The 21,370-nt window shown below is 59.7% G+C and carries 27 protein-coding genes; 13 read left to right on the top strand and 14 right to left on the bottom strand.

The features are described from left to right. Positions 1-1,140, top strand: a complete 1,140-nt coding sequence (locus tag ACRRNM_RS10095) for a THUMP domain-containing class I SAM-dependent RNA methyltransferase (protein ID WP_435628093.1) — start codon at positions 1-3, stop codon at positions 1,138-1,140. A 44-nt stretch (positions 1,141-1,184) separates the two neighbouring features. On the opposite strand, the gene ACRRNM_RS10090 is transcribed toward ACRRNM_RS10095, so the two are convergent. Beyond that, positions 1,185-2,321: a PilT/PilU family type 4a pilus ATPase gene (locus ACRRNM_RS10090; protein WP_435628092.1), complete on the bottom strand. Its 1,137-nt coding sequence runs from the start codon at positions 2,319-2,321 to the stop codon at positions 1,185-1,187. Positions 2,322-2,393: 72 nt separating this feature from the next. Continuing rightward, positions 2,394-3,440 (bottom strand): type IV pilus twitching motility protein PilT, encoded by a 1,047-nt coding sequence (locus ACRRNM_RS10085; protein WP_435628671.1) that lies wholly within the window; start codon positions 3,438-3,440, stop codon positions 2,394-2,396. 84 nt (positions 3,441-3,524) lie between these two features. On the opposite strand from ACRRNM_RS10085, the gene ACRRNM_RS10080 reads away from it, so the two are divergent. The 4 genes from ACRRNM_RS10080 to ACRRNM_RS10065 are packed head-to-tail and all read left to right on the top strand — an operon-like array spanning position 3,525 to position 5,885. Continuing rightward, complete coding sequence (locus ACRRNM_RS10080) at positions 3,525-4,226, top strand: YggS family pyridoxal phosphate-dependent enzyme (protein ID WP_435628091.1); 702 nt, start codon at positions 3,525-3,527, stop codon at positions 4,224-4,226. Continuing rightward, positions 4,223-5,032 carry a pyrroline-5-carboxylate reductase gene (gene proC, locus ACRRNM_RS10075; RefSeq protein WP_435628090.1) on the top strand — a complete coding sequence of 270 codons (810 nt, stop codon included), beginning with the start codon at positions 4,223-4,225 and terminating at the stop codon, positions 5,030-5,032. Before ACRRNM_RS10080 ends, proC begins: the two co-directional genes overlap by 4 nt. 1 nt (position 5,033) lies before the next feature. Next, positions 5,034-5,600 (top strand): YggT family protein, encoded by a 567-nt coding sequence (locus ACRRNM_RS10070; protein ID WP_435628089.1) that lies wholly within the window; start codon positions 5,034-5,036, stop codon positions 5,598-5,600. Further along, complete coding sequence (locus ACRRNM_RS10065) at positions 5,601-5,885, top strand: DUF167 domain-containing protein (RefSeq protein ID WP_435628088.1); 285 nt, start codon at positions 5,601-5,603, stop codon at positions 5,883-5,885. Between the two features lie 51 nt (positions 5,886-5,936). Here ACRRNM_RS10065 and ACRRNM_RS10060 read toward each other — a convergent pair whose 3' ends face one another. The 5 genes from ACRRNM_RS10060 to ACRRNM_RS10040 form a co-directional block, all read right to left on the bottom strand. Continuing rightward, the gene (locus tag ACRRNM_RS10060; protein ID WP_435628087.1) at positions 5,937-6,302 is read right to left on the bottom strand and encodes a PRC-barrel domain-containing protein; all 366 of its coding nucleotides are present in this window, start codon (positions 6,300-6,302) and stop codon (positions 5,937-5,939) included. Positions 6,303-6,499: 197 nt separating this feature from the next. Next, a complete protein-coding gene (locus ACRRNM_RS10055; RefSeq protein ID WP_435628670.1) occupies positions 6,500-6,811 on the bottom strand; it encodes a (2Fe-2S) ferredoxin domain-containing protein in 312 nt (103 codons plus the stop codon). 67 nt (positions 6,812-6,878) lie between these two features. Next, on the bottom strand, positions 6,879-7,949 hold the full coding sequence (locus ACRRNM_RS10050) for a VanZ family protein (protein ID WP_435628086.1): 1,071 nt from the start codon (positions 7,947-7,949) through the stop codon (positions 6,879-6,881). 8 nt (positions 7,950-7,957) lie between these two features. Beyond that, the gene (locus ACRRNM_RS10045) at positions 7,958-8,938 is read right to left on the bottom strand and encodes an integron integrase (RefSeq protein ID WP_435628085.1); all 981 of its coding nucleotides are present in this window, start codon (positions 8,936-8,938) and stop codon (positions 7,958-7,960) included. Between the two features lie 219 nt (positions 8,939-9,157). Continuing rightward, a complete protein-coding gene (locus ACRRNM_RS10040) occupies positions 9,158-9,454 on the bottom strand; it encodes a hypothetical protein (RefSeq protein WP_435628084.1) in 297 nt (98 codons plus the stop codon). A 110-nt stretch (positions 9,455-9,564) separates the two neighbouring features. Here ACRRNM_RS10040 and ACRRNM_RS10035 point away from each other — a divergent pair, with 110 nt between their 5' ends. The 6 genes from ACRRNM_RS10035 to ACRRNM_RS10010 all read left to right on the top strand — a co-directional run bounded on the left by ACRRNM_RS10035 (position 9,565) and on the right by ACRRNM_RS10010 (position 13,110). Then, positions 9,565-10,053, top strand: a complete 489-nt coding sequence (locus ACRRNM_RS10035) for a hypothetical protein (protein ID WP_435628083.1) — start codon at positions 9,565-9,567, stop codon at positions 10,051-10,053. Further along, the gene (locus tag ACRRNM_RS10030) at positions 10,046-10,474 is read left to right on the top strand and encodes a surface-adhesin E family protein (protein WP_435628082.1); all 429 of its coding nucleotides are present in this window, start codon (positions 10,046-10,048) and stop codon (positions 10,472-10,474) included. Before ACRRNM_RS10035 ends, ACRRNM_RS10030 begins: the two co-directional genes overlap by 8 nt. A gap of 94 nt (positions 10,475-10,568) precedes the next feature. Next, the gene (locus ACRRNM_RS10025; RefSeq protein ID WP_435628081.1) at positions 10,569-10,976 is read left to right on the top strand and encodes a lysozyme inhibitor LprI family protein; all 408 of its coding nucleotides are present in this window, start codon (positions 10,569-10,571) and stop codon (positions 10,974-10,976) included. Positions 10,977-11,431: 455 nt separating this feature from the next. Beyond that, on the top strand, positions 11,432-11,902 hold the full coding sequence (locus ACRRNM_RS10020; RefSeq protein ID WP_435628080.1) for a hypothetical protein: 471 nt from the start codon (positions 11,432-11,434) through the stop codon (positions 11,900-11,902). 75 nt (positions 11,903-11,977) lie between these two features. Next, positions 11,978-12,412 carry a hypothetical protein gene (locus ACRRNM_RS10015; protein ID WP_435628079.1) on the top strand — a complete coding sequence of 145 codons (435 nt, stop codon included), beginning with the start codon at positions 11,978-11,980 and terminating at the stop codon, positions 12,410-12,412. Between the two features lie 122 nt (positions 12,413-12,534). Further along, positions 12,535-13,110, top strand: coding sequence for a hypothetical protein (locus ACRRNM_RS10010; RefSeq protein WP_435628078.1), 576 nt, complete (start codon positions 12,535-12,537; stop codon positions 13,108-13,110). Positions 13,111-13,204: 94 nt separating this feature from the next. Here ACRRNM_RS10010 and ACRRNM_RS10005 read toward each other — a convergent pair whose 3' ends face one another. After that, positions 13,205-13,993, bottom strand: coding sequence for an exodeoxyribonuclease III (locus ACRRNM_RS10005; protein ID WP_435628077.1), 789 nt, complete (start codon positions 13,991-13,993; stop codon positions 13,205-13,207). 66 nt (positions 13,994-14,059) lie between these two features. On the opposite strand from ACRRNM_RS10005, the gene pyrE reads away from it, so the two are divergent. Both pyrE and ACRRNM_RS09995 read left to right on the top strand, forming a co-directional pair. Further along, the gene (gene pyrE / locus ACRRNM_RS10000) at positions 14,060-14,704 is read left to right on the top strand and encodes an orotate phosphoribosyltransferase (RefSeq protein ID WP_435628669.1); all 645 of its coding nucleotides are present in this window, start codon (positions 14,060-14,062) and stop codon (positions 14,702-14,704) included. Further along, positions 14,701-15,309: a DUF4124 domain-containing protein gene (locus tag ACRRNM_RS09995; RefSeq protein ID WP_435628076.1), complete on the top strand. Its 609-nt coding sequence runs from the start codon at positions 14,701-14,703 to the stop codon at positions 15,307-15,309. Before pyrE ends, ACRRNM_RS09995 begins: the two co-directional genes overlap by 4 nt. Before the next feature lie 54 nt (positions 15,310-15,363). Here ACRRNM_RS09995 and ACRRNM_RS09990 read toward each other — a convergent pair whose 3' ends face one another. From ACRRNM_RS09990 to ACRRNM_RS09965, 6 genes are all read right to left on the bottom strand, one after another. Then, positions 15,364-15,993 carry a carbonic anhydrase gene (locus ACRRNM_RS09990; RefSeq protein ID WP_435628075.1) on the bottom strand — a complete coding sequence of 210 codons (630 nt, stop codon included), beginning with the start codon at positions 15,991-15,993 and terminating at the stop codon, positions 15,364-15,366. Then, positions 15,990-16,877, bottom strand: a complete 888-nt coding sequence (locus ACRRNM_RS09985; protein ID WP_435628668.1) for a phosphoribosylaminoimidazolesuccinocarboxamide synthase — start codon at positions 16,875-16,877, stop codon at positions 15,990-15,992. The genes ACRRNM_RS09990 and ACRRNM_RS09985 overlap by 4 nt, the downstream gene beginning before the upstream one ends. Before the next feature lie 120 nt (positions 16,878-16,997). Continuing rightward, positions 16,998-17,393: a phosphate-starvation-inducible protein PsiE gene (locus ACRRNM_RS09980; protein WP_435628074.1), complete on the bottom strand. Its 396-nt coding sequence runs from the start codon at positions 17,391-17,393 to the stop codon at positions 16,998-17,000. Between the two features lie 58 nt (positions 17,394-17,451). Continuing rightward, a complete protein-coding gene (purE, locus tag ACRRNM_RS09975) occupies positions 17,452-17,946 on the bottom strand; it encodes a 5-(carboxyamino)imidazole ribonucleotide mutase (RefSeq protein ID WP_435628073.1) in 495 nt (164 codons plus the stop codon). A gap of 2 nt (positions 17,947-17,948) precedes the next feature. After that, positions 17,949-18,950 (bottom strand): class 1 fructose-bisphosphatase, encoded by a 1,002-nt coding sequence (locus ACRRNM_RS09970; protein ID WP_435628072.1) that lies wholly within the window; start codon positions 18,948-18,950, stop codon positions 17,949-17,951. Between the two features lie 56 nt (positions 18,951-19,006). Then, complete coding sequence (locus tag ACRRNM_RS09965) at positions 19,007-21,349, bottom strand: nitric oxide reductase activation protein NorD (protein WP_435628071.1); 2,343 nt, start codon at positions 21,347-21,349, stop codon at positions 19,007-19,009. Between the last annotated feature and the right edge of the window lie 21 nt (positions 21,350-21,370).

Here is a 21,370-nt window from a genome sequence, read left to right as displayed (position 1 = left end):
ATGCCTGATTTTTTCGCCCCCTGCCCGCGCGGACTGGAAGCCATCCTGCATGGCGACCTCGAAGCGCTCGGCGCAAGCAACGTGCGCAGCACCGAAGGCGGCGTGCATTTTTCCGGCGACTGGCCGCTGTGCTACCGCGCCAACCTGGAGAACCGCATCGCCAGCCGCATCCTGTGGCGCGTCAAGGAAGCGCAGTACCGCAGCGAACATGACATTTACCAGACTGCGCTCGAGCTGCAATGGCAGCGCTGGTTCGACGTGGGCAACACGATCCGCGTCAACGTCACGGCGATCAAGTGCCCGCTGAAGAGCCTGGAGTTCGTCACGCTGCGCATCAAGGACGCGGTGTGCGACCGCTTCCGCGAGCACTGCAACGAGCGTCCGAGCGTGGACACGCTCACGCCGGACATCCGCATCCATGCCTTCCTCGAAGGCAACAGCATGATGCTGTACCTCGACACCTCGGGCGACGCGCTGTTCAAGCGTGGCGTGCGATCACACACCAACATCGCGCCGATCCGCGAGAACCTCGCGGCGGGCATTTTGCGCCTGAGCGGCTGGCAGCCCGGCACGCCGCTGCTCGACCCGATGTGCGGCAGCGGCACCTTTTTGATCGAGGCGGCGCAGATGTCCCTCAACATCCAGCCCGGCATCGGGCGCGGCTTCGCCTTCGAGAAGCTGAAAAATTTCGATGCCGCGAAGTGGAGCCAGATGCGCGAACAGGCGATCGCCGCGCAGCTTCCGGCCAGGCCGCTGGAAATCTACGGCAGCGACCTGTACGGCGACGCGCTGAAGACCGCATGGCGCAACCTGCACGAGGCCGGCCTGTCGGAATGCGTGCAGCTCAAGCAGGCCAATATCCTGGAAATTTCCGCCCCGGCGGAGAGCGGCGTGCTGGTGGCCAACCTGCCCTACGGCGAACGCATGGGCGAGCTGGACGAACTGGCGGAGTTGTACCCGAAGCTGGGCGACGCGCTGAAGAAGAAATTCGGCGGCTGGACGGCTTACCTGTTCACGGCGGACAAGGCGATCCTGAAACTGATGCGATTGTCTCCGTCGAAGCGCATCCCGCTGTTCAACGGCGCGATCGAGTGCCGCCTGCTGGAGTACAGGATCGTGGCGGGCAGCAACCGCAAATAAAAAAGCCGCGCCTGTGCGCGGCTTTTTGCTCCATGCCGGCAACGTCAGGTCAGCTTCAGATGATCGGTGCCACTCATCACGTCGCGGTCTCCGCTCAGCTTGCTTTCCAGCTTGATGCGCAGGCGCAGGTCGTTGAGCGAGTCGGCGTTCTTCAGCGCCTCCTCGTAGGAGATCATGCCGGCCTCGTAGAGGTTGTACAGCGCGCCGTCGAAGGTCTCCATGCCCAATTCGCGCGACTTGGCCATCACATCCTTGATCGCATGCACCTCGCCCTTGAAAATCAGGTCGGCGATCAGCGGCGAATTGAGCAGGATTTCGATCGCGGCGGCACGGCCCGCCCCGTCCTTCTTCGGGATCAGGCGCTGCGAGATCAGCGCCTTGATGTTCAGCGACAGGTCCATGAGCAACTGTTCGCGGCGCTCCTCCGGGAAGAAGTTGATGATGCGGTCCAGCGCCTGGTTGGCGCTGTTGGCGTGCAGCGTGGCCATGCACAGGTGGCCGGTCTCGGCGAAAGCCACGGCGTACTCCATGGTCTCGCGGTCGCGGATTTCGCCGATCAGGATCACGTCCGGCGCCTGGCGCAGGGTATTCTTCAGCGCGTTGTGCCAGTTCTCGGTGTCCACGCCGACTTCGCGATGGGTGATGATGCAGTTGGCGTGATCGTGCACGTATTCCACCGGATCCTCAATGGTGATGATGTGCCCGTAGCTGTTCTTGTTGCGGTGGCCGATCATCGCCGCCAGCGTGGTGGACTTGCCCGAGCCGGTGCCGCCGACCAGGATCACCAGGCCGCGCTTGGTCATCACGATGTCCTTCAGCACCGGCGGCAACCCCATCTGATCGAGATCGGGAATCTTGGTGGTGATAGTGCGCAGCACCATACCGACGCGCTGCTGCTGCATGAACACGTTCACGCGGAAGCGCCCGATGCCGGGCGGGCTGATCGCGAAGTTGCACTCATGCGTCGCCTCGAACTCGGCGGCCTGCTTGTCGTTCATGATGGCGCGCGCCAGCTCTTGGGTATGCACCGGAGTCAGCGCCTGGTTGGAAACCGGCGTCATCTTGCCGTCCACCTTGAAGGCCGGCGGAAAGCCGCTCGTAACGAACAGGTCGGAGGCCTTCTTGCTGATCATGCCGCGCAACAGATTGTGGATTAGCTCGGTGGCCTGGTCTCTTTCCATAATAAACTCCTGAATATAGCTGGTAGCTTGTAGTAGGGTGGGCACGTTCTTTGTGCCCACCCTACCGTTGAATCAACCGGGGAACAGATCCTTGTTCATCGCCTTGCTGCGCGCTTCGGCGGCGCTGACGATGTTGTTTTTGACCAGGTTGGTCAGGCACTGATCGAGAGTCTGCATGCCGAGGTTCTGGCCGGTCTGGATCGCGGAATACATCTGCGGCACCTTGGCCTCGCGGATCAGGTTGCGGATCGCCGGTGTGCAGACCATGATCTCGTGCGCGGCCACGCGGCCCGTGCCGTCCTTGGTCTTGAGCAGTGCCTGCGAGATCACCGCGCGCAAGCTTTCGGAGAGCATCGCGCGCACCATTTCCTTTTCGTCGGCGGGGAACACGTCGATGATACGGTCGATGGTCTTGGCCGCCGAGCTGGTGTGCAGCGTGCCGAAAACCAGGTGGCCGGTTTCCGCCGCCGACATCGCGAGGCGGATGGTTTCCAGGTCGCGCATTTCGCCGACCAGGATGATGTCCGGGTCTTCGCGCAGCGCCGAGCGCAGCGCATTCTGGAAGGACAGGGTATCGCGCCCGACCTCGCGCTGATTGATCAGGCACTTCTTGCTCTCGTGCACGAATTCGATCGGGTCCTCCACCGTCAGGATATGCCCCAGTTCGTGCTCGTTGCGGTGGTTGATCATCGCCGCCAGCGTGGTGGACTTGCCGGAGCCGGTCGGCCCGGTGACCAGCACCATGCCGCGCGGATAGTCCGAGATGGTCTCGAAGCTCTTCGGAGCCTTGAGGTCTTCCAGCGACAGAATCTTGGAGGGAATGGTACGCATCACCGCGCCCGCGCCACGGTTCTGGATGAAGGCATTCACGCGGAAGCGCGCCAGCCCCGGCACCTCGAAGGAGAAGTCGACTTCCTTGTTCTCCTCGTAGAACTTGCGCTGCTGGTCGTTCATGATGTCGTACACCAGCGCATGTACTTCCTTGTGCTCCATCGCGGGCAGGTTGATGCGGCGCATATCGCCGTGCACGCGGATCATCGGCGGCAGGCCGGCGGAGAGATGCAGGTCGGAGGCCTTGTTCTTGACGCCGAAGGCAAGCAGTTCGGTGATATCCATTATAATCTTCCCTGTTTTGCCGGTTTTAATCCGGTTTGATTGAGACGGCTGCAGGCCGCATGAAAAGGACGGGCAGCGCACGGGATTATGACAACAATCGCTTCCAACATGCAAGCCGTGCGCGCCGCGATGGACGCTGCCGCCGCCAAGGCGGAGCGCGCCGCGAACGACGTAATCCTGCTCGCGGTGAGCAAGACTTTCCCGCCCGAAGCGCTGCGCGAGGCATATGATGCAGGGCAGACCCGCTTCGCCGAGAGCTACGTGCAGGAGGCGCTGGACAAGATCGCCGCGCTACGCGATCTGCCGATCGAGTGGCACTTCATCGGGCCGATCCAGAGCAACAAGACGCGCGTCATCGCGGAAAGTTTTTCCTGGGTGCACGGCGTGGATCGGCTGAAGATCGCCGAGCGGCTCTCGGCGCAGCGCCCCGCGCCGCTGCCGCCGCTGCAGGTGTGCCTGCAGGTGAACATCAGCGGCGAGGCCAGCAAGAGCGGCGTGCCGCCCGAAGAAGCGGAGCAACTGGCGAGGGCGGTCGCGCAACTGCCGCATCTTGCGCTGCGCGGGCTGATGGCCATCCCCGAACCCAGCGACGAAGTTGCCGCGCAGCGCGAGGCATTCGCGCGGCTGCGCGAGCTGCTCGAACAACTGAACCGGCAGGGCCTGCAACTCGATACCCTGTCGATGGGCATGTCGCAGGACTTTGCCGCGGCCATCGCGGAAGGCGCGACCATGGTGCGCGTCGGCTCGGCGATTTTCGGTAATCGAACTTATCAAAAGGAAACAACATGAACATCTGCTTCATCGGCGGCGGCAACATGGCCACCGCACTCATCGGCGGCCTGCTCGGCAAGGGGTTTTTCACCGAGCAGCTCTGCGTGGTGGAAGTCAACGCGGAGAGCCGCGCGAGGCTGCAGCGCGATTTTTCCGTGCAATCCGTGGACAATCTCTTCGAGGGCGTGGACGGCAGCCAAGTCATCGTGCTCGCGGTAAAGCCGCAGCAGTTGCGCGAGGTGGCGCAGCAGCTTGCCCCGCTGATCAAGGGGCAACTGCTGATCTCGATTGCCGCCGGCATCCGCGCCGGCGACATCGCGCGCTGGGCGAACTGCCCGAAGGTAGTGCGCGCCATGCCCAACACCCCGGCGCTGATCCGCAGCGGCATGACCGGGCTGTACGCCTTGCCCGCGGTGGGCACCGTGCAATGCGGGCAGGCGCAGGACATCCTGGAGGCGGTCGGCGAAACGCTGTGGCTGCAGGATGAGGCGATGCTGGATGCCGTCACGGCGATTTCCGGCAGCGGCTCGGCCTACGTGTTCTATTTCATCGAGGCGCTGCAGCAGGCGGCGCGCGAGCTGGGTTTCAATGCCGAAGACGCGCGCCGCCTGAGCCTCGCGACCTTCCTCGGCGCCAGCAAGCTTGCCGCCGGCAGCGATGAGGATGCGAGCGTGCTGCGCGCGCGCGTCACCTCGAAGAACGGCACCACCGAGCGCGCGCTGCTCAGCATGTCCGCCAACCGGGTCGCGGAACATATCGCGCAGGCCGCCCATGCCGCCGCCGAACGTTCCAGGGAAATGGGCAACGAACTGGGCAGGGACTGACATGCTCAACGAAGCCCTGCTGTTCCTGCTCGACATGCTGCTACAGCCCTTCGCGGCGATCCTGCTGTTGCGCTTCCACGCCGTATGGCTGCGCGCGCCGATGCGCAACCCTATCGGCGAATTCGTCATGGCGTTGACCGACTTCATGGTGCTGCGCGCGCGCCGTTTCATCCCCGCGGTGCGCGGGCTGGACAGCGCGACACTGCTGCTCGCGCTGCTCGCCGAAATGCTCTACCTGGCCGCAGCCCTGTGGGCGCAGGGCTACGCCTTCCACGGCTTCCCGTTGCCGGGGCTGCTGGTTCTGGCCATGGTCAAGCTGCTCAAGATCAGCCTCTACCTGCTGATGGCGGCCGTATTCGCGCAGGCGATCCTGTCCTGGGTGAATCCCCACACGCCGGCCGCGCCGCTGCTCTCGGCCATTACCCACCGCTTCCTCCAGCCCCTGCGCCGCGTCGTGCCGATGCTGGGCAGCGTGGACCTGTCGCCGCTGCTGCTGTTCATCGTCTGCCAGCTCATCGTGATCGTGCCGGTCGGCGCGCTGGAACGCCTCGCCGCCGGAATGCTGTAAATGGCTGTGTGGTACCGCCGCAGCGGGGAAGTCGTCACCCTGACCCTGCATGTCCAGCCCGGCGCGAAGCGCAGCGAGATCGCCGGCCTGCACGGCGAGGCGCTCAAAATCCGGCTCGCCGCCCCTCCCGTCGAGGGGCGCGCCAACGAGGCCCTGCTGAAATTCATCGCGGAATTGTTCGAGGTGCCGCTGCGCCAGGTGGAGCTAAGGCAGGGCGGGCAATCGCGCCACAAGGTCGTGGCGATAACCGGCAGCAAAATCGAACCGGAAAATTTGCTCCCCTGAAGGATTGCCGGAAGCTGCTGCCGGGTATTTGCTACAGGACCTGAAGCGGCATCAGTGAGGTTCGTGGATTGCCTCCAGGTAATGCCTTTCCACCTCCTCCATCCAGGCGCTATCGGCCATATCCGGCCAGTTGTCCGGCTCGAAGCCCGGAGCATGGAGCAGATCCTCCCGATCCATCTTCAGTGAAAAGATGTCGTCCGATGCACCCTTCTTCGGCATCCCGATTTTCCCCCAAGGAATGGCGAAGTGCTTCGCACCGAACCCCATGATGCCGCGGAAGGACAGCACCGCGTAGGCCACGCAGCCGGTGTTGAGGTCGAGCACCACATCCTCGATGACTCCCAGATCTTCCGACCAACTGTTGCTGACGTGTTTTCCGATGATTTCCCTGCTTGGCACAACGTGACGTTTGAACATGATCAACCCTCCGGTAGATTGAAAACGAAAACAGCGCTATTGCTGACAACCAGGCGGCAAACTTTTACATGGAAGAGGACGCAAATATATAGGTTGAAATACCTATTGCACCGGCGGTGCGCGAAGATATCCGCCCCGCCGTTACAAGTGGCGGCGGGGCAGGCAGTAAAGCCGGGTGGAGGCGGAGCCCGGGGCGGCTAGATTTTCAGGCGCTCGACCGGCCTGCCATGCCTGAGATGCTCCTCGATGATCTCGTCGAGGTCTTTCTCGTCCACGTAGGTGTACCAGGTGCCCTCCGGATACACCACGATGACCGGCCCCTCGTCGCAGCGGTTCATGCAGCCCGCAGTGTTGATGCGGATGTTGTTCCTGAGAGTGGAGATGCCGAGCTCGGCAACCTTGTTCTTCATGTATTCGCGTGCCTTCGGCGCGCCGCGCTTGCCGCAGCAGTCGCCGCCGTCCGCGCGCTGGTTGGTGCAGAAAAAAACATGCTTGTCGTAAAAACCCATCATGTGCTCCGTAGATTGAAATCGTCGACCGGCGCAGCGGGCTTCAGCCCGCCCCTGCCGTGCGCAATTATACTTTCCTGATGCGCCACAGGTGAAACAGCAACAACAACGGGAAGACCAGCGCGATGGTCTGCGCCAGCCCGTTGTAATTGAGCAGGTGCCCGTAGTGCCAGTGATACACCGACATCGCGGCGGCGGGCGTGTTGTCGCCGAACAAAAAATTCACCACGGCGAAGTAGGCCAGCGCCACCGCCGCGCCGCAGACGATCGCCGCACCGCGCGGCAGCGACAGTGCGGCGAACAGCAGCGCCATCCCGAACAGCATCCCCAGCACCGCCTCGCTGTTGATCCACAGCAGCAACGCCCAGGATTTCAGCAGCAGCGCCGCCGCAACAAATTTCGCCAGCGCCACCACACTCAAAATCACCGGCAAGGCGGTGGCGGTATTGCGCGGCGCGCGCAACAGGGTCAGCAGCAGCGTGCCCAGCATCAGCAGGTTCAGCGTGACGGCGGCGCTCTCCCACCAGTCGAACGGGGCGGAGGACAGCGCGGCAAACGGCTGGCGCGCCACCTCGCTGATAAACACGTTGCCGAGCATCGGCAGGGAGGGATTGATTTGCCCGAACATCCACAGCGCGAGCAGCGCCAGGCCGAAATCCATCTCCCGGCCCTGGTGGAACAGGCCGCTGCGCCAGCGCGTCAGGCGGCCGAACAACCAGTCCCACGAGGCCACACGCACCGCCAGCAGCGCGCCGATCAGCGCGCCCGCGCCGTTGGCCAGCAAGTCCATGTTCGAACTGATGCGCGCGGGCAGATACATCTGCAGAAACTCCATGCCCGCCGACAGCGACACCCCGAGGCACAGGCCGAGGATCAAGCTGGCCGCAGCGCCGAAGCGCGCATGCAACGCCAGCCCGGCCAGCAGGCCGAGCGGCAGGTAGGACAGCAGATTCACGGTCGCATCGAAGGCGGTATAGGTGAGCCGCAGGGGTGCGGCCAGCACCTCGAAAAAATCCAGCCCCTGCTCGCGCCAGCCGGTAAAAGGTGACAGGCTGGCATACACGATGAACAGCGCATAGCCGATGGCCAGCCAGGTACGCAGCCGCGCGCGGGTTTCGGTGAAGAACAGTTCCTTCATTCGCGGAATTACCGATCCAGCGGGCTGACCACGCCGCGCCCGCCCTTGTTCAGTACATGGGTGTAGATCATCGTGGTGGAAACGTCAGAATGGCCGAGCAGCTCCTGCACGGTGCGGATGTCATAGCCAGATTGCAGCAGATGCGTGGCGAACGAATGGCGCAAGACATGCGGAGTAACAGGCTTGTGAATTTCGGCGATCTTCGCCGCCTCGCGAACGGCCCGTTGTACACTGGCCTCGTAAAGATGATGGCGACGCTCGATACCGGAGCGCGGGTCGATCGAGCGTACCGCAGACGGGAACACGAATTGCCAGCCCCAAGTGCGTGCCGCCTTGGGATATTTAACGGCAAGCGCATTAGGCAGATACACCTCGCCAAAACCGGCCTCCAGATCGCGCTCATGCAAGGCTTTCACCTTGGCCAGATGCGCTTGCAGAGGCAGGATCAGATTCTCGGGCAGCACCGTCACCCTGTCCTTGTTGCCCTTCCCCTCGCGCACCACAATCTCGCGCCTTTCAAATTCCACATCTTTCACCCGCAACCGCAAACCTTCCAGCAGGCGCATACCTGTGCCATACAGCAGGGCTGCGACTAGCCCCATCGTCCCGGACATGGCGTTCAGCAAGGCTCGCATCTCCGTTGGTGTCAAAACCACCGGTAAACGCTTCCCCGTTTTGGCTGCAATCACCTCATCCAGCCAAGGCAGCTCGACATGCAATACCTCACGGTACAAGAACAGCAACGCGGACTTGGCCTGATTCTGGGTGGAAGAAGACACCTTGCGCTCCACCGCCAGATGGCTCAGAAAACTTTGCACTTCATCAGCCCCCATATCCTTGGGATGGCGCTTATCATGGAACAGAATAAACCGGCGCGCCCAGTCAACGTAGGACTCTTCGGTACGAATGCTATAGTGGCGCACGCGAATCTCTGCGCGCATCCGGTCGAGCAGCTTGGGCGAATCTTGAGAAACGGTTTTAGCTTCCATCCGCAGAATTTTAGGTTGCCCTAAAAAGGAAGTCCAGTAGAGAAATTATGCTAACCGCATGAAAATATGAAGCTCCCAAGCATAATATTGACAACTTGAACGGACATGGGCGACATTACTACCCCATGAAACAGTTTTCTATTTTTAGTTAGGGTTCAATTTATGCGCACCCGTCGAGACAGAGCGCACGCAGCTATTTTGGGTGTCTTGGTTTTCGTCCTAATCATCATTCCAATGTTCGTGCAGCTTGTTATCTATCTTTTCAAGATGATTTTTTAATGGAGGTTCACATGCCGCAGTTTTTGTTTGCCGTCGAAATCCCACCAAACATCGCAATGTCGTCATCGCCAGGACACCCATACGAGTGGGTAGCGTTCGCAAATGAAGCAGATAAAATCTTAAAGCCCTTGAAAGAAGCCGTGCAGCTTCAAAAAAATGTCTGGTTGCTGCCTGCTGAAAATACTTGGCAATATCTGATGGCTCTGTCAACCACGGCGGCGTCTCATAAACTTTCATATTCTGTGTCCCTTCTACAGAGTGATGCTATCCACATCACAAAACCCTAACCCGGCGTTCAAGGCCGACCGCGCGAAGCGCGGCGGCTTAACTCTACGTTGGGGGCTTAGGTGAAAATTGGCGTCACTCGCTCGCTCAAAATAATCTACTGCTTGAACATGGCGGCTCTCATCATCTTCTTCTGCTTTGTGGTGTGGCAATTCTTGCGGTCCTCTCTTATTGATGTTTTGAGAATTTCATTCAATTCTGTAGTGCTCGCCCTCCTTTGTTTCCGCTTCGTCAAAGTCATTCGCAAACCAACTGCACTTGATGCCGTTGTTACAAGCCGTTTGCTTAAGACACTCCGTGCTCTGGCTATCTTCTTCATGTGGGTTGGTGTGATTGCAATGGTGAGCTTCTTCTTCATCAAGCCAATTACATTCGCAATTTTTTCTGGCTCGTCAGAGCCAGGGCTTGGAATGTTGCCTGTACTCATGTACATAGGGATGGCTGCAATACTGGGAGCTGTAGGTATCTTTTTATTCGAGATAACTCGCTTTGTTGGGCATTTTGCGAATGGAGGATCAAGGAGCGTATTACGTCGAGGGGAGAATGATTAAAAATATTGTGATGATGCTACTTGTTGTCGCAAGCGAAAGTGCGATAGCTGAGTGGATGGCGGTTGATAGCAATGCTCCCTTCAATAACGCATTTGCTCTCTATGCCGACTCCTCCACCATTCAACTAATTGGCAGCAAAGTGAAAGTATTATTTTTGGCTGATTACAAAATGCAGCAGGTGAAAAGTCGCTATCCTGATCTTAAACCGTATTGGTCAATGAAGACGGAAACGGAATTTGACTGCAAGGAAAAACTGTCGCGAGTTATTTCTGTCTTTGCTTATCCTGAAAAAATGGGAAGCGGTGTAGCAATAAACATGAGCGGCGGAGTTTTACCTGAAGTGGACACAAACAAATGGTGGCCAGTGCCGCCTTATGGTCACATTCTCAGCATGATGGAGTTTGCGTGTGGAACGCATTGAACTCTTTTGTGAATCCCCCAACCAGTCAGTCGAGAGGGACTGCGCAAAAGCGCGCAGCCCCTCACTTTTACGTTAGCCATTATCGGAAAGCCCTATGCGAATCTTCGCCATTTTCTTACTGCTATCTCTATCCTGTTTCATTCAGAATAGTGCTCTTGCTCATGACTCAGTGTTTTCACAAGTTCATGCCAAATGTATAGAAAAAGCGGACTTCAGAGACAGCTTGATTTTGGATTGTCTTTACGAGGAGCTCGATCGTCAAGACGAACAACTAAACAAGACATACAAGCAGTTGCTTACCCAACTTCCCGGAGAGAGAAAGGAGAGCCTTAAGAAAATTCAGAGAAAGTGGATCGAATATAGAAACTTAACTTGTGACTACTTGGCTAGTGCTGCTGGTTCGGAAGGATGGGTAGTGAAGTTAGAGTACGCCGAGTGCCTTGCCAGAATCACAGCAGGGCGAGTTGTTGAGCTTAACTACTTGACAAAGTATCCCAATTAAATTGTCACCCTGGCTAACCCTGCGCTCAAGTTCGCGCCCTCCGGTCGCTGGGACGCGCCTTCGGCGCGCCCCTTAGCTCCACGTTAGACATAGATATGCGAACACCGCTAACGCCTGAAAGTTTTATGGAGTGCCCGATACACGGACACCGTAAACCGGCTTTTATTTGTCAGCATCTTCAGCATGGTTCTAACCTTGGTTTTTTTACACCCGCAGAGCTTCCTACGTCTGATGACCCGTGGGCGCAAGCATGGTGTGCTGAATGCGAGCGCGTTGCTATTGAAGTCGGAGAGTGGAATGATATTTCGGAAGCTTTTGCTTCGTTTCGTTGGGTATGTGAAGGTTGTTTTGAGGTGGCTCGTGAGCGCAATGTCTAACCCTGCGGTCAAGTTCGCCCTTCGGGCTGGGACGCTCCGCTACGCTGCGCGCCCCTTACCTACACGTTGGGAGGCACAATGATCAAAAGGTGCCAGCTTCCTATAGGGTGTTTATTAGGGTCGCTCGCGTTGACGGCTAGCGCCCATGATGCAGAACCCAATCTACGTCTTGGCTCTGTGAAGACGTTCCAGGTAGTCGCAACCATTATTGCCCCACAAGAAGCGCGACTGTCATTGGATGCTTTGAAAGCACCCTTTATTGGAATACTTCAGAAACGGGGCAAGAAGATAGATCAGAACAACTACGACAACGTGGTCTCAACAAATGTGCAGATTGAGGGCTCTGGTTCGCACTATTCTGTCGCCTTATCTTTCTCATACAGTGAGCCTTGTGTCGCTGGTCGTTTGAAACTCAAACTCACATGCTCCCTCTGGGAACACTACGAGTTACTCAAGTCATTTTCGACCCTCGAAGATGCAGTTAACTACTCTGCGAACACCACCAAAACGGCTGCACGACTTTTCGATGCTGAGTTCGATCGCAACTAATCATCCCAACCCACCGGTCGAGTGGGACGCTTCGCGGCGATGCCGCTCGCGCCCCTCACCTTTACGTTGGGCCTCATGAACGCTCTACGAATTGCAGCCCTACTGGCTATCTCTTGCTTCCTCCTCCTTGGCTGCCAGAGAAGCAACGGCTCGTTTGTCTGTCATTTTGGTGTGCCGGGTGGTGATGCCTATGCGGTCGCAGATATCGTTGCCAAACACATCGAGAAGAACTACTCCTTTGCGAATCGAACGAGTGTCGACAGAACTCACAGCGGAAAGATATATTACGTTGCCCCAGGGTGCGTGCCGTCGTTCACATTCTACGAAATCGTCGAACCTAACGACATTCATGTGGTTGAAGAGTTGGCGAGACAATCACTTCCGCTCGCTGGAATTGATAGGGTCTCTCTGGTCTTCTACGAGAAGCAGAATTGGGTAGCAACTTCACCCAATGGCGGCGGTCATCGGGGTCATGAAAATGCCATTAAACGCGTTACAGTCGAGAAGTAGTCTTATGGCCTGCCTCGTCACACAATCGAGGCCCAACCCTGCATTCGAGAGGGACAGCCCAAAAGCGGGCTGCCCCTCAATTTGAACGTTAGGGCTTTCCCTACTCACCACATGGAGACATCATGAGTCTGATTTTGGAACTAGCTGGCCCAGCAGCGGGAGTGTCAGCTGCTGCGATCGGTGATTTGCTAAAGGAATGGACTCAGCTTCGACAGACTAAGAAAGACGAAGAGCTAAACACTCCGGAATGGCAGGCACTTGAGAAAGCATATGTTGAGCATCTGTTGTGGCGCTTCAACTATCCAAAAAAGGTATTTGGGCAGCAGATCATTGCGAATTGGATAATCACCTTTGTTGTTCTTGCTTTGGTGGTCAGTGGTCTAGTGTTTTCGTTTCTTCAGCTACGTTATGCAATTGCTCTCGGCGATTTGTCTTCCCTCAAGAGCGCCGTAGAAATTGAAACTGCCGGCAAGGTCTCAATCAACTCATCGATTGTTGGCGCCATTACTCTCATTATTTCCCTGGCATTCTTCGCTCTTTATCTGAAGTATGTGTTCCAAATTAAGCACCCCATTCCTCCTCATGTAAGTTTGTCCGACACAGATGCCTCTAGCATCGTCACGAAATTGCGCGGGAATCCAAAGGAAAAGGACGGTGATGATGAAGAAATTCGGATAGTGGGCATCAAGAATGGCTAGCCCTAACAATCCGGTCCAGGGGACGGTCAGCCAGCTTCGCAGTCTGCCCGCCCCTGACCTCCGTCGTTAGGCAACCTCGTAAACTCCGAGAGACTTATTCAGTGTTTCCCTGGCTACCCATACTGTAATCGACGATCAACGGCGCATGATCGGAGAAGCGCTGCTCCCTGTAGATGCTCGCCGTCTTTGCCCTGGCGGCGATACCGGGGGTGGCGATCTGGCAGTCGATGCGCCAGCCGACATCCTTCTCCCATGCTCGCCCGCGGTTCGACCACCAGGTGTAGGCCTCCAGTTCGGGGTGCAGCCGCCGGAACACGTCGATGAAGCCCACCTCGTCGAACAGCCTGGTGAGCCAGGCGCGCTCCTCGGGCAGGAAGCCGGAGTTCTTGCGGTTGCCGCGCCAGTTCCTGAGGTCTTTCTCGGTATGCGCGATGTTCCAGTCGCCGCAGACGATGACCTCGCGCCCGCTCTGCCTGAGCGCAACGAGATGCGGCATGAACGCCTCCATGAAGCCGAACTTCACCGCCTGCCGCTCCTCGCCGCTCGAGCCGGATGGCAGGTAGAGCGACACCACGCTGAGGTTGCCGAACTGCGCCTCGAGGTAGCGCCCCTCGGCGTCGAATTCGGGAATGCCCAGGCCCTCGATCACCGCGTCCGGCTCGCGCCTCGTGTAGATGCCGACGCCGCTGTAGCCCTTCTTTTCGGCGTAATGGAAGTGACCGCGATAGCCGGAGGGCGCAAGCATCTGCGCGGTCATATCCGCGGCCTGCGCCTTGAGCTCCTGCAGGCAGACGATGTCCGCCTCCTGCTCGGCGAGCCATTGGTAAAAGCCCTTCGTGGCGGCGGAGCGGATGCCGTTGAGGTTGAGGGTGATGATGCGCATGAAAATTTCCGGTGGGGAGGGTGCGCCATTATAATGACGGCCTTCGCCCCAACCGAGGCTATCATCATGTTCAATTTCAGGCAGGACTTCATCCGTTTCGCCGTGCAGCAGAAGGTGTTGCGCTTCGGCGAATTCCAGACCAAGGCCGGGCGCCTGTCGCCGTACTTTTTCAACGCCGGGCTGTTCAACGATGGTGCCGCACTAAGAAACCTGTCGCAGTTCTACGCACAGGCCATCCTGGCCTCGGAACTGCCATTCGACATGCTGTTCGGCCCGGCCTACAAGGGCATCCCGCTGGTTGCGGGGGCGGCCATCGCGCTCGCCGAGCAGGGGCGCAACGTGCCCTATGCCTACAACCGCAAGGAGGCCAAGGACCATGGCGAAGGCGGCACGACGGTCGGCGCTGCGCTGCAGGGACGCGTGCTGATCGTGGACGACGTAATTTCCGCGGGTACCTCGGTGCGCGAGTCCATCGAGTTGATCCGGATGGGCGGCGGCGAGCCCTGTGGCGTGGTGATCGCGCTGGATCGCATGGAGAAAGGGCAGGGCGAACTTTCCGCCGCACAGGAGGTGCAACGCAACTATGGTATCCCGGTGGTGTCTATCGCCACACTGGACGACCTGCTCGGCTATTTGCAGGGCGAAGCGGACATGATGCAGAATCTGGCCGCCGTACAAACCTATCGCGACCGTTATGGAGTAAAAAAATGACCAAATTCAAATTGTTTGCCGCGTTGATCGCCGGCATCGCCTTCAGCCTGCCCGCCGCCGCGAAGATGTACAAATGGGTAGACGACAAGGGCGTCACGCATTACGGCGAGACCGTCCCCCCGGAATATGCCGGCAAGGATCGCACCGAGCTGAACAAGGAAGGGCGGGCGGTGAAAAAACAGGAGGTGCTTACCCCGGAAGAGCGCCGCGCCAGCGAGCAGTCCGGTGCCAAGAAACGTGCCGAAGAGGAGGCAGCACTGGAGCAGAAGCGTCGTGACAAGGCGCTGGTCAACACCTACAGCAACTCGAGTGAAATCGACCTCGCACGCAACCGCAACCTGCAACAGGTGGAGGCGCGCATCACCAGTATCAACTCGCGGCTCAAGATGGCCGAAGACAACCTGGCCGGGCTGAACAAGGAGGCCGACGGCTACAACTCAGCGGGCAGGAAAGTCCCGGCATCCCTGCGGGAGGACCTGAAGGAAACGCAGGAGCGGGTGACCAAGCTGCTGCAGGATCAGGAGCAAGCCAAGGCGGAAAAGGCTGCGCTGGACGCGCGCTACGATGCAGACAAGGCGCGCTACAAGGAACTGACCGGCAAGTAAGAGCGCCCCAAAAACCTGCTGCACAGCTCTATTGCTGCGTTGTGCGGCACTCTGTTATAGCACTTCGAAGCGGCGGGCGGCCGCGTTGTAGCCCAGCAGTTCGCCGCGCTCGATATCGAAATACCAGCCATGCAGCGCGAGGTTGCCTTGTTCGACGCGCTCGCGTATCCAGGGAAAAGTCATCAGGTTATCCAGCGAGACCAGGATCGCCTGCTGCTCGCAGGCGCACTGGCGCGCCGCGCTGCCGTTATCCGTATATTCCCGGCTTACCCGTTCCCGCGCGGCATCGGCTATCCCCATCCATTGCGAGATGAATGCGTCTTCCTTCCGCACATCGCCTTCCAGCAGTGCCTGGATGCCGCCGCAATGCGCATGCCCGAGCACGATGATATGTCCGACGTTCAGCTTGCGCACGCCGAACTCCAGCGCGGCGCTGGTGCCGTGGTAATGCCCCTGGTTTTCTGCGGGAGGGACGAGATTGGCGACGTTGCGGATAACGAACAGGTCGCCCGGCGCGCAATCCAGCACCAGCGCCGGGTCAACGCGCGCATCGCAGCAGGCGACCACCATGGTTCTGGGCGCCTGTCCCTGCTCGACCAGTTCGCGGAACAGCGCGTCGTCCCTGGCGAAATGCCTTTCGCGGAAGCGCGAAAAGCCCTCGATGAGCTGCTTCGGCGAACTCATGCGCCGGTGAGACGTTGTGCCGCTTCGCGGTATTTGTCGGCGGTCTTCTGCAGCACGTCCTGCGGAATATGCGGTGCGGGAGGCCGCTTGTCCCAGCCGGAGGCTTCCAGCCAGTCGCGCACGAACTGCTTGTCGAAGCTCGGCGGATTGCTGCCGACGCGGTATTGGTCGGCCGGCCAGAACCGCGAGGAGTCAGGCGTGAGCGCCTCGTCGATCAGGTACAGCTTGCCCGCTTCGTCCACGCCGAATTCGAACTTGGTATCGGCGATGATGATGCCCTTGCCCGCCGCATAATTTGCCGCTTCGGTATAAAGCGCCAGCGCCGCATCGCGCACTTCTCCGGCGCGCGCCTCACCGAGCAGTTCGGCGGCCTGTTCAAAGGAAATATTCTCGTCGTGGTCGCCGACCGCCGCCTTGGTGGACGGCGTAAACAGCGGCTGCGGCAGCTTTTCCGCCTCGCGCAGCCCGGCCGGCAACGCAATGCCGCACACCGCACCGGTCTTCTGATATTCCTTCCAGCCGGAGCCTACCAGGTAGCCGCGCACGATCGCCTCGATCGGCAGCGGCTTGAGCTTGCGGGTGACGAAGGCGCGGCCCCTCACCTGCGCCAGCTCTTCCTCACCCTTGACCACCGACTCGGGCGCGATGCCGGTCAGGTGGTTCGGAATGACATGGCCCAGCCTGTCGAACCAGAAATTCGACACCCGGGTCAGCACCTCGCCCTTGCCCGGAATCGGGTCGGGCAGGATCACGTCAAACGCGGAGAGCCGGTCGGTCTGCACGATCAGCAGATGTTGGGCATCCACCTCATAGAGATCGCGCACCTTGCCGCGGTGCAGCAACGGCAGGCTTTTGATGTCGGATTGGAGTATCGGGGTATTCATCATGTTCTCAAAACCATTAGCCATAAAACATTGTAGGGTGGGCACGTTTTTGTGCCCACGCGTGATTAACCTCTGCCAGACCGCGTGGGCACAAAAAACGTGCCCACCCTACGGCTGCCCTTAATCGTTGCTCGGATAGGGATAGCGCACATGGCCGATGCGCACGACCAGCACCGCCAGCGTCAGCAGCAGGATAGAGGCGGTGATGGCCAGCATGCGCCATTCCTCCATACCCTTGAAATCCAGCACCAGATAGCGCGCCAGCGCCACCATCGATATGTAAAGCGGGAAGCGCACCGGCAGCTTGCCGGACCGGTAATAGGCACCGACCATGGCGAGCACTTCGAGATAGAGGAACAGCATCAGCAGGTCGGCCAGGGTCACTTGCGCCACGCGCACCATGTTCACGATTTCGTTGGCCATGGCAATCACCGTCGCGACGGCAATCACCAGCAGGCCGACATGCTCCACCAGCGAGAGCAGTTGCTGGTTGAATTCCTGGATCGTTTTTCTCACTGTTTATCTCCCGGCAATTCCACGGTTTCAAGGCCGCATCATCTTTGCGGATATCACCTCACGTCAGGGCTGGCGGCGCCGTCGCAGCGATGGCCTCTGCCTGCTTCTTGCGGTAGTCAGCGAGCTTCTGCGCGAGTTGCGCATCGTTCAGCGCGAGCATGGAAATCGCGAACAGTCCGGCATTGGCCGCGCCCGCCTCGCCGATCGCGAAGGTCGCGACCGGGATGCCCTTGGGCATTTGCACGATGGACAGCAGCGAGTCCATGCCCTTGAGGTATTTGGAAGGGATCGGCACACCGAGCACCGGCAGCGCGGTCTTGCCGGCAATCACGCCCGCGAGGTGTGCGGCGCCGCCCGCGCCCGCGATGAAACATTGCACGCCCTGCGCATGCATATCCTTGATGTAGTCGAACAGCAGGTCCGGGGAGCGGTGCGCGGAGATCACCCGCGTATCGTAAGCCACGCCGAAGTCCTGCAGCTGCCGCGCGGCCTGCTGCATGATCTCCCAGTCGTTGGCGCTGCCCATGACGATGGAAACCAGTGGCTTGCCCATTTCTATGCCTCCTGGTGGTAGCGCACGATGCGCTCGACTTCGTTCTTCGAGCCGAGGATCACCGGCACACGCTGATGCAGCTCGGACGGCTGGATGTCCATGATGCGCTGGTAGCCGGTGGAAGCCACGCCGCCCGCCTGCTCGACGATGAAGGACATCGGGTTGGCCTCGTACAGCAGGCGCAGCTTGCCTGCCTTGGTGGGATCCTTGGTGTCCTTGGGGTACATGAACACGCCTCCGCGGATCAGGATGCGGTGCACCTCGGCGACCATCGACGCGATCCAGCGCATGTTGAAGTTGACGCCGCGCGGCCCGTTCTTGCCAGCGATGCATTCGTCGACGTAACGCTGCACCGGCTTCTCCCAGAAGCGCTCGTTGGAGGCATTGATGGCGAATTCCAGCGTATCCGCCGGGATGGTCATGTTCGGGTGGGTCAGCATGAATTCGCCGATGTCGTTGTCCAGCGTGAAGCCGTTCACGCCGTGCCCGCTGGTGATCACCATCATGGTCGACGGGCCGTACAGCGCATAGCCGGCGCAAGCCTGGGTGGTGCCGGGCTGCAGGAAGTCTTCCGCCGTCGGGTTTTCGATGCCCTTGGGCGCGCGCAGGATCGAGAAGATCGTGCCGACGGAAATGTTCACGTCGATGTTGGAGGAGCCGTCGAGCGGATCGAACACCAGCAGGTATTTGCCCTTCGGGTAACAGGCAGGAATATGGTAGACATCGTCCATTTCCTCGGAAGCCATCCCCGCGAGGTGGCCTGCCCATTCGGTCGACTTGATGAAAATTTCGTTGGTGATGACGTCGAGCTTCTTCTGGGTCTCGCCCTGGACGTTCTCGCTGCCCGCACTGCCCAGCACGCCGATCAGCGCACCCTTGTTGACGTCGTGCGCGATCTGCTTGCAGGCGATCACGATGTCGCTGATCAGGCCGGTGAAATCGCCGCTCGCACCAGGGATGGCGCGCTGCTCTTCTATGATGAACTGGGTCAAACTTTTGCTCATGCTTCTTTCCTCACAAGGTTGTTGAATTATATAACTTTACTGCCATACCTTAATGGCTATTTGGTCAGCGAAATGAATAGCTGCGGCAGCTTTGCAGGCAGCTGCGCCACTCGATCGATGATGGTGTACTGCTTGCCGAAGATGTCCGCGACATACTTGTCCGCCTTGGGATCGAGGTTGATGCAATAGGCATAGATGCCCTGCCGGTCCAGCTCCGCCACCGCCTGCCGCGCATCCTCGATCAGCATGCGTCCATCCTTGCTGTCCACGTCTGCCGGCTCGCCGTCGGTCAGGATCAGCATCAGTTTCTTGTCGGCCGGCTGTTTTTCCAGATAGTGCGCGGCATGGCGCATCGCCGCGCCCATGCGCGTGGAATAATTGGCCTGCATCGCGGCGAGCCGCCCCTTCACCTGCTCGTCCCAGCCTTCGCTGTAGCCCTTGATGTGCAGGTAGCGCACGTCGTGCCGCGTGTTGGAATGGAAGCCCGCAATCGCGAACGGATCACCCAGTTTTTCGATCGCCCAGGCCAGCAGCGATACCGCCTCGCGGCTCAGCTCCAGGATGGTCTGGTCGCAGCCCGCCGCCTTTTCGTTGAGCGACTCCGACAGGTCCAGCAGCAGCAGCACCGCGATGTTGCGCCCGCTGGTGCGGTGGCTCATGTTGATGCGCGGATCGGGCGTCGCTCCGCTCTTGTAGTCGATCAGCGAGCGCAGCGCGATGTCGAGATCCAGCTCGCTACCTTCTTCCTGATAGCGGATGCGCACCTTTTCCTGCGGCTTGAGCAGGTCGAGCATCTTCTTCAATTGTTTGGCCAGCGCACCGTGCCTGGCCAGCAGCCGGTCGATGTCCGCCGCATTGCCGGGCGGGTGCAGGGCTTCGTATACGCTGACCCAGTCCGGGCGGTAGCTCTGGCTGTGGTAATCCCACTCGTGGTAATGGCGCGGCGGCAGGCCGCCGATTTCCTCGCCCGGTTCGATCTTGCGCGGCTCATCGAACGCCTCTTCCTCGTCACCCTCCTCGATGAATTTCCACATCTGGCGGTTGTCGTCGCGGTAATCCACCACCGTGTCCTTGAAGTGGATTTTGGCGAACTGATCGCTCTCGCGGCGCGTTTTGACTATGAAGGAAACTGCCAGCTCGGCCATCTCCGGCGTGCTCGAATCGCCGTTCCGCATCAACTCGTGAAAGCGCCGCGCAAACTCGGCGATATGCGGATTTTTGCAGGTGTACCGCGAATCGAGGATCGCGCGCGACAGCATCGCGAGGCGATGGCGCACACCGGATTCCAGCTCGGGGTCACAGGCGTCTTCGGCAGGAACCGGATGCAGCGCCATGAAGATGCGGCGCAGGCCAGGGTACTCGCGCATCGCGAGGTATTCCACGCGGCTGTCTTCGAGAAACTCCACTGCCATGCGTTGCAGCGGGCTGAAGTTGTCGGCAAAAATGGTCGTCGTCCAGCGCCGGTGTCCGGCCACGTGGGCCAGCACCGCGCGGTAGCGGTCTATCCCCAGGACTCGCTCAACCGTTCGTGGTGAGCTTGTCGAACCACACAGCCCTTCGACAGGCTCAGGGCGAACGGTTGAAGATTTCGCAGGGGGGATGACAAAGTCGTCATACGCATCCGGCAGGCGGATGCCAAGTTTGTCGTAATAGGGAACCGGCTTGCGCAGCTCGTCGAACGCGCCGGAATAGGGGATCAGTTGCCCTTCGTCGCGCCACAGCCCGCGCAGATACATGTCCAGCCTGCGCTCGTTGTCCACCAGCAGCGTGCCGTGCCGCTCGCGCTGCAGCACCGCGCGGCTGTCCGCCGACTGCAGGCTGAAGTAGTCGATCTGCCGCTCGGGGTGATCCTTGTAATAGCGCACGCCGTATTCCACCCACTGCTTCAGCCCCGCGAGCGAGAGTTGGCCGAGCAGCAGCGGAATCTTCCGGAACAATTCCGACAGCCCTGGGCTGGGAAAAGTCTGGTGGATGCCGTGGATCGAGCCGGTAGTGCGCTCCATGAAGTCGAGCACGATATCCAGGTAACCGCGCAACTGCTCCGGCGATTGCAAGCGCCGTGCAGTAGCAGGCAACGATTGCAGAAAGGGCGTGATCGCGTTGCCGTTGGGCGACTTCCACATCCGGCGGATGCACTCCATGACGCCGGGCAGCGCATCCTCGCCCAGCGACTTGGCCACCGCGGGCCATTCCTCGAGGAAGATCAGGATGGGCTCGGCCCCGCGCCCCATCTTGCCGAGGAAACGCGCACTTTCGATGTAGGCGTCCACCCCCTCTTTGGTGAGCGTGGCCAGCGCGTCGCGCATGCAATCGGCGAACACCGGCTCGACGCGCGGGAAGCCGCAGTCGAGCTGCTTCCAGTATGCTTCCAGTTCGGCGGGTATCGTCGTGACTTCCATGATTTTCAGCGCAGGCCGGAT

The organism is Ferrigenium straubiae, from assembly GCF_051257895.1.
Classification (GTDB): Bacteria; Pseudomonadota; Gammaproteobacteria; order Burkholderiales; family Gallionellaceae; genus Gallionella; species Gallionella straubiae.
Note: the sequence above shows the minus strand (reverse complement) of the source record. Positions and strands in the feature narration are given on the sequence as shown.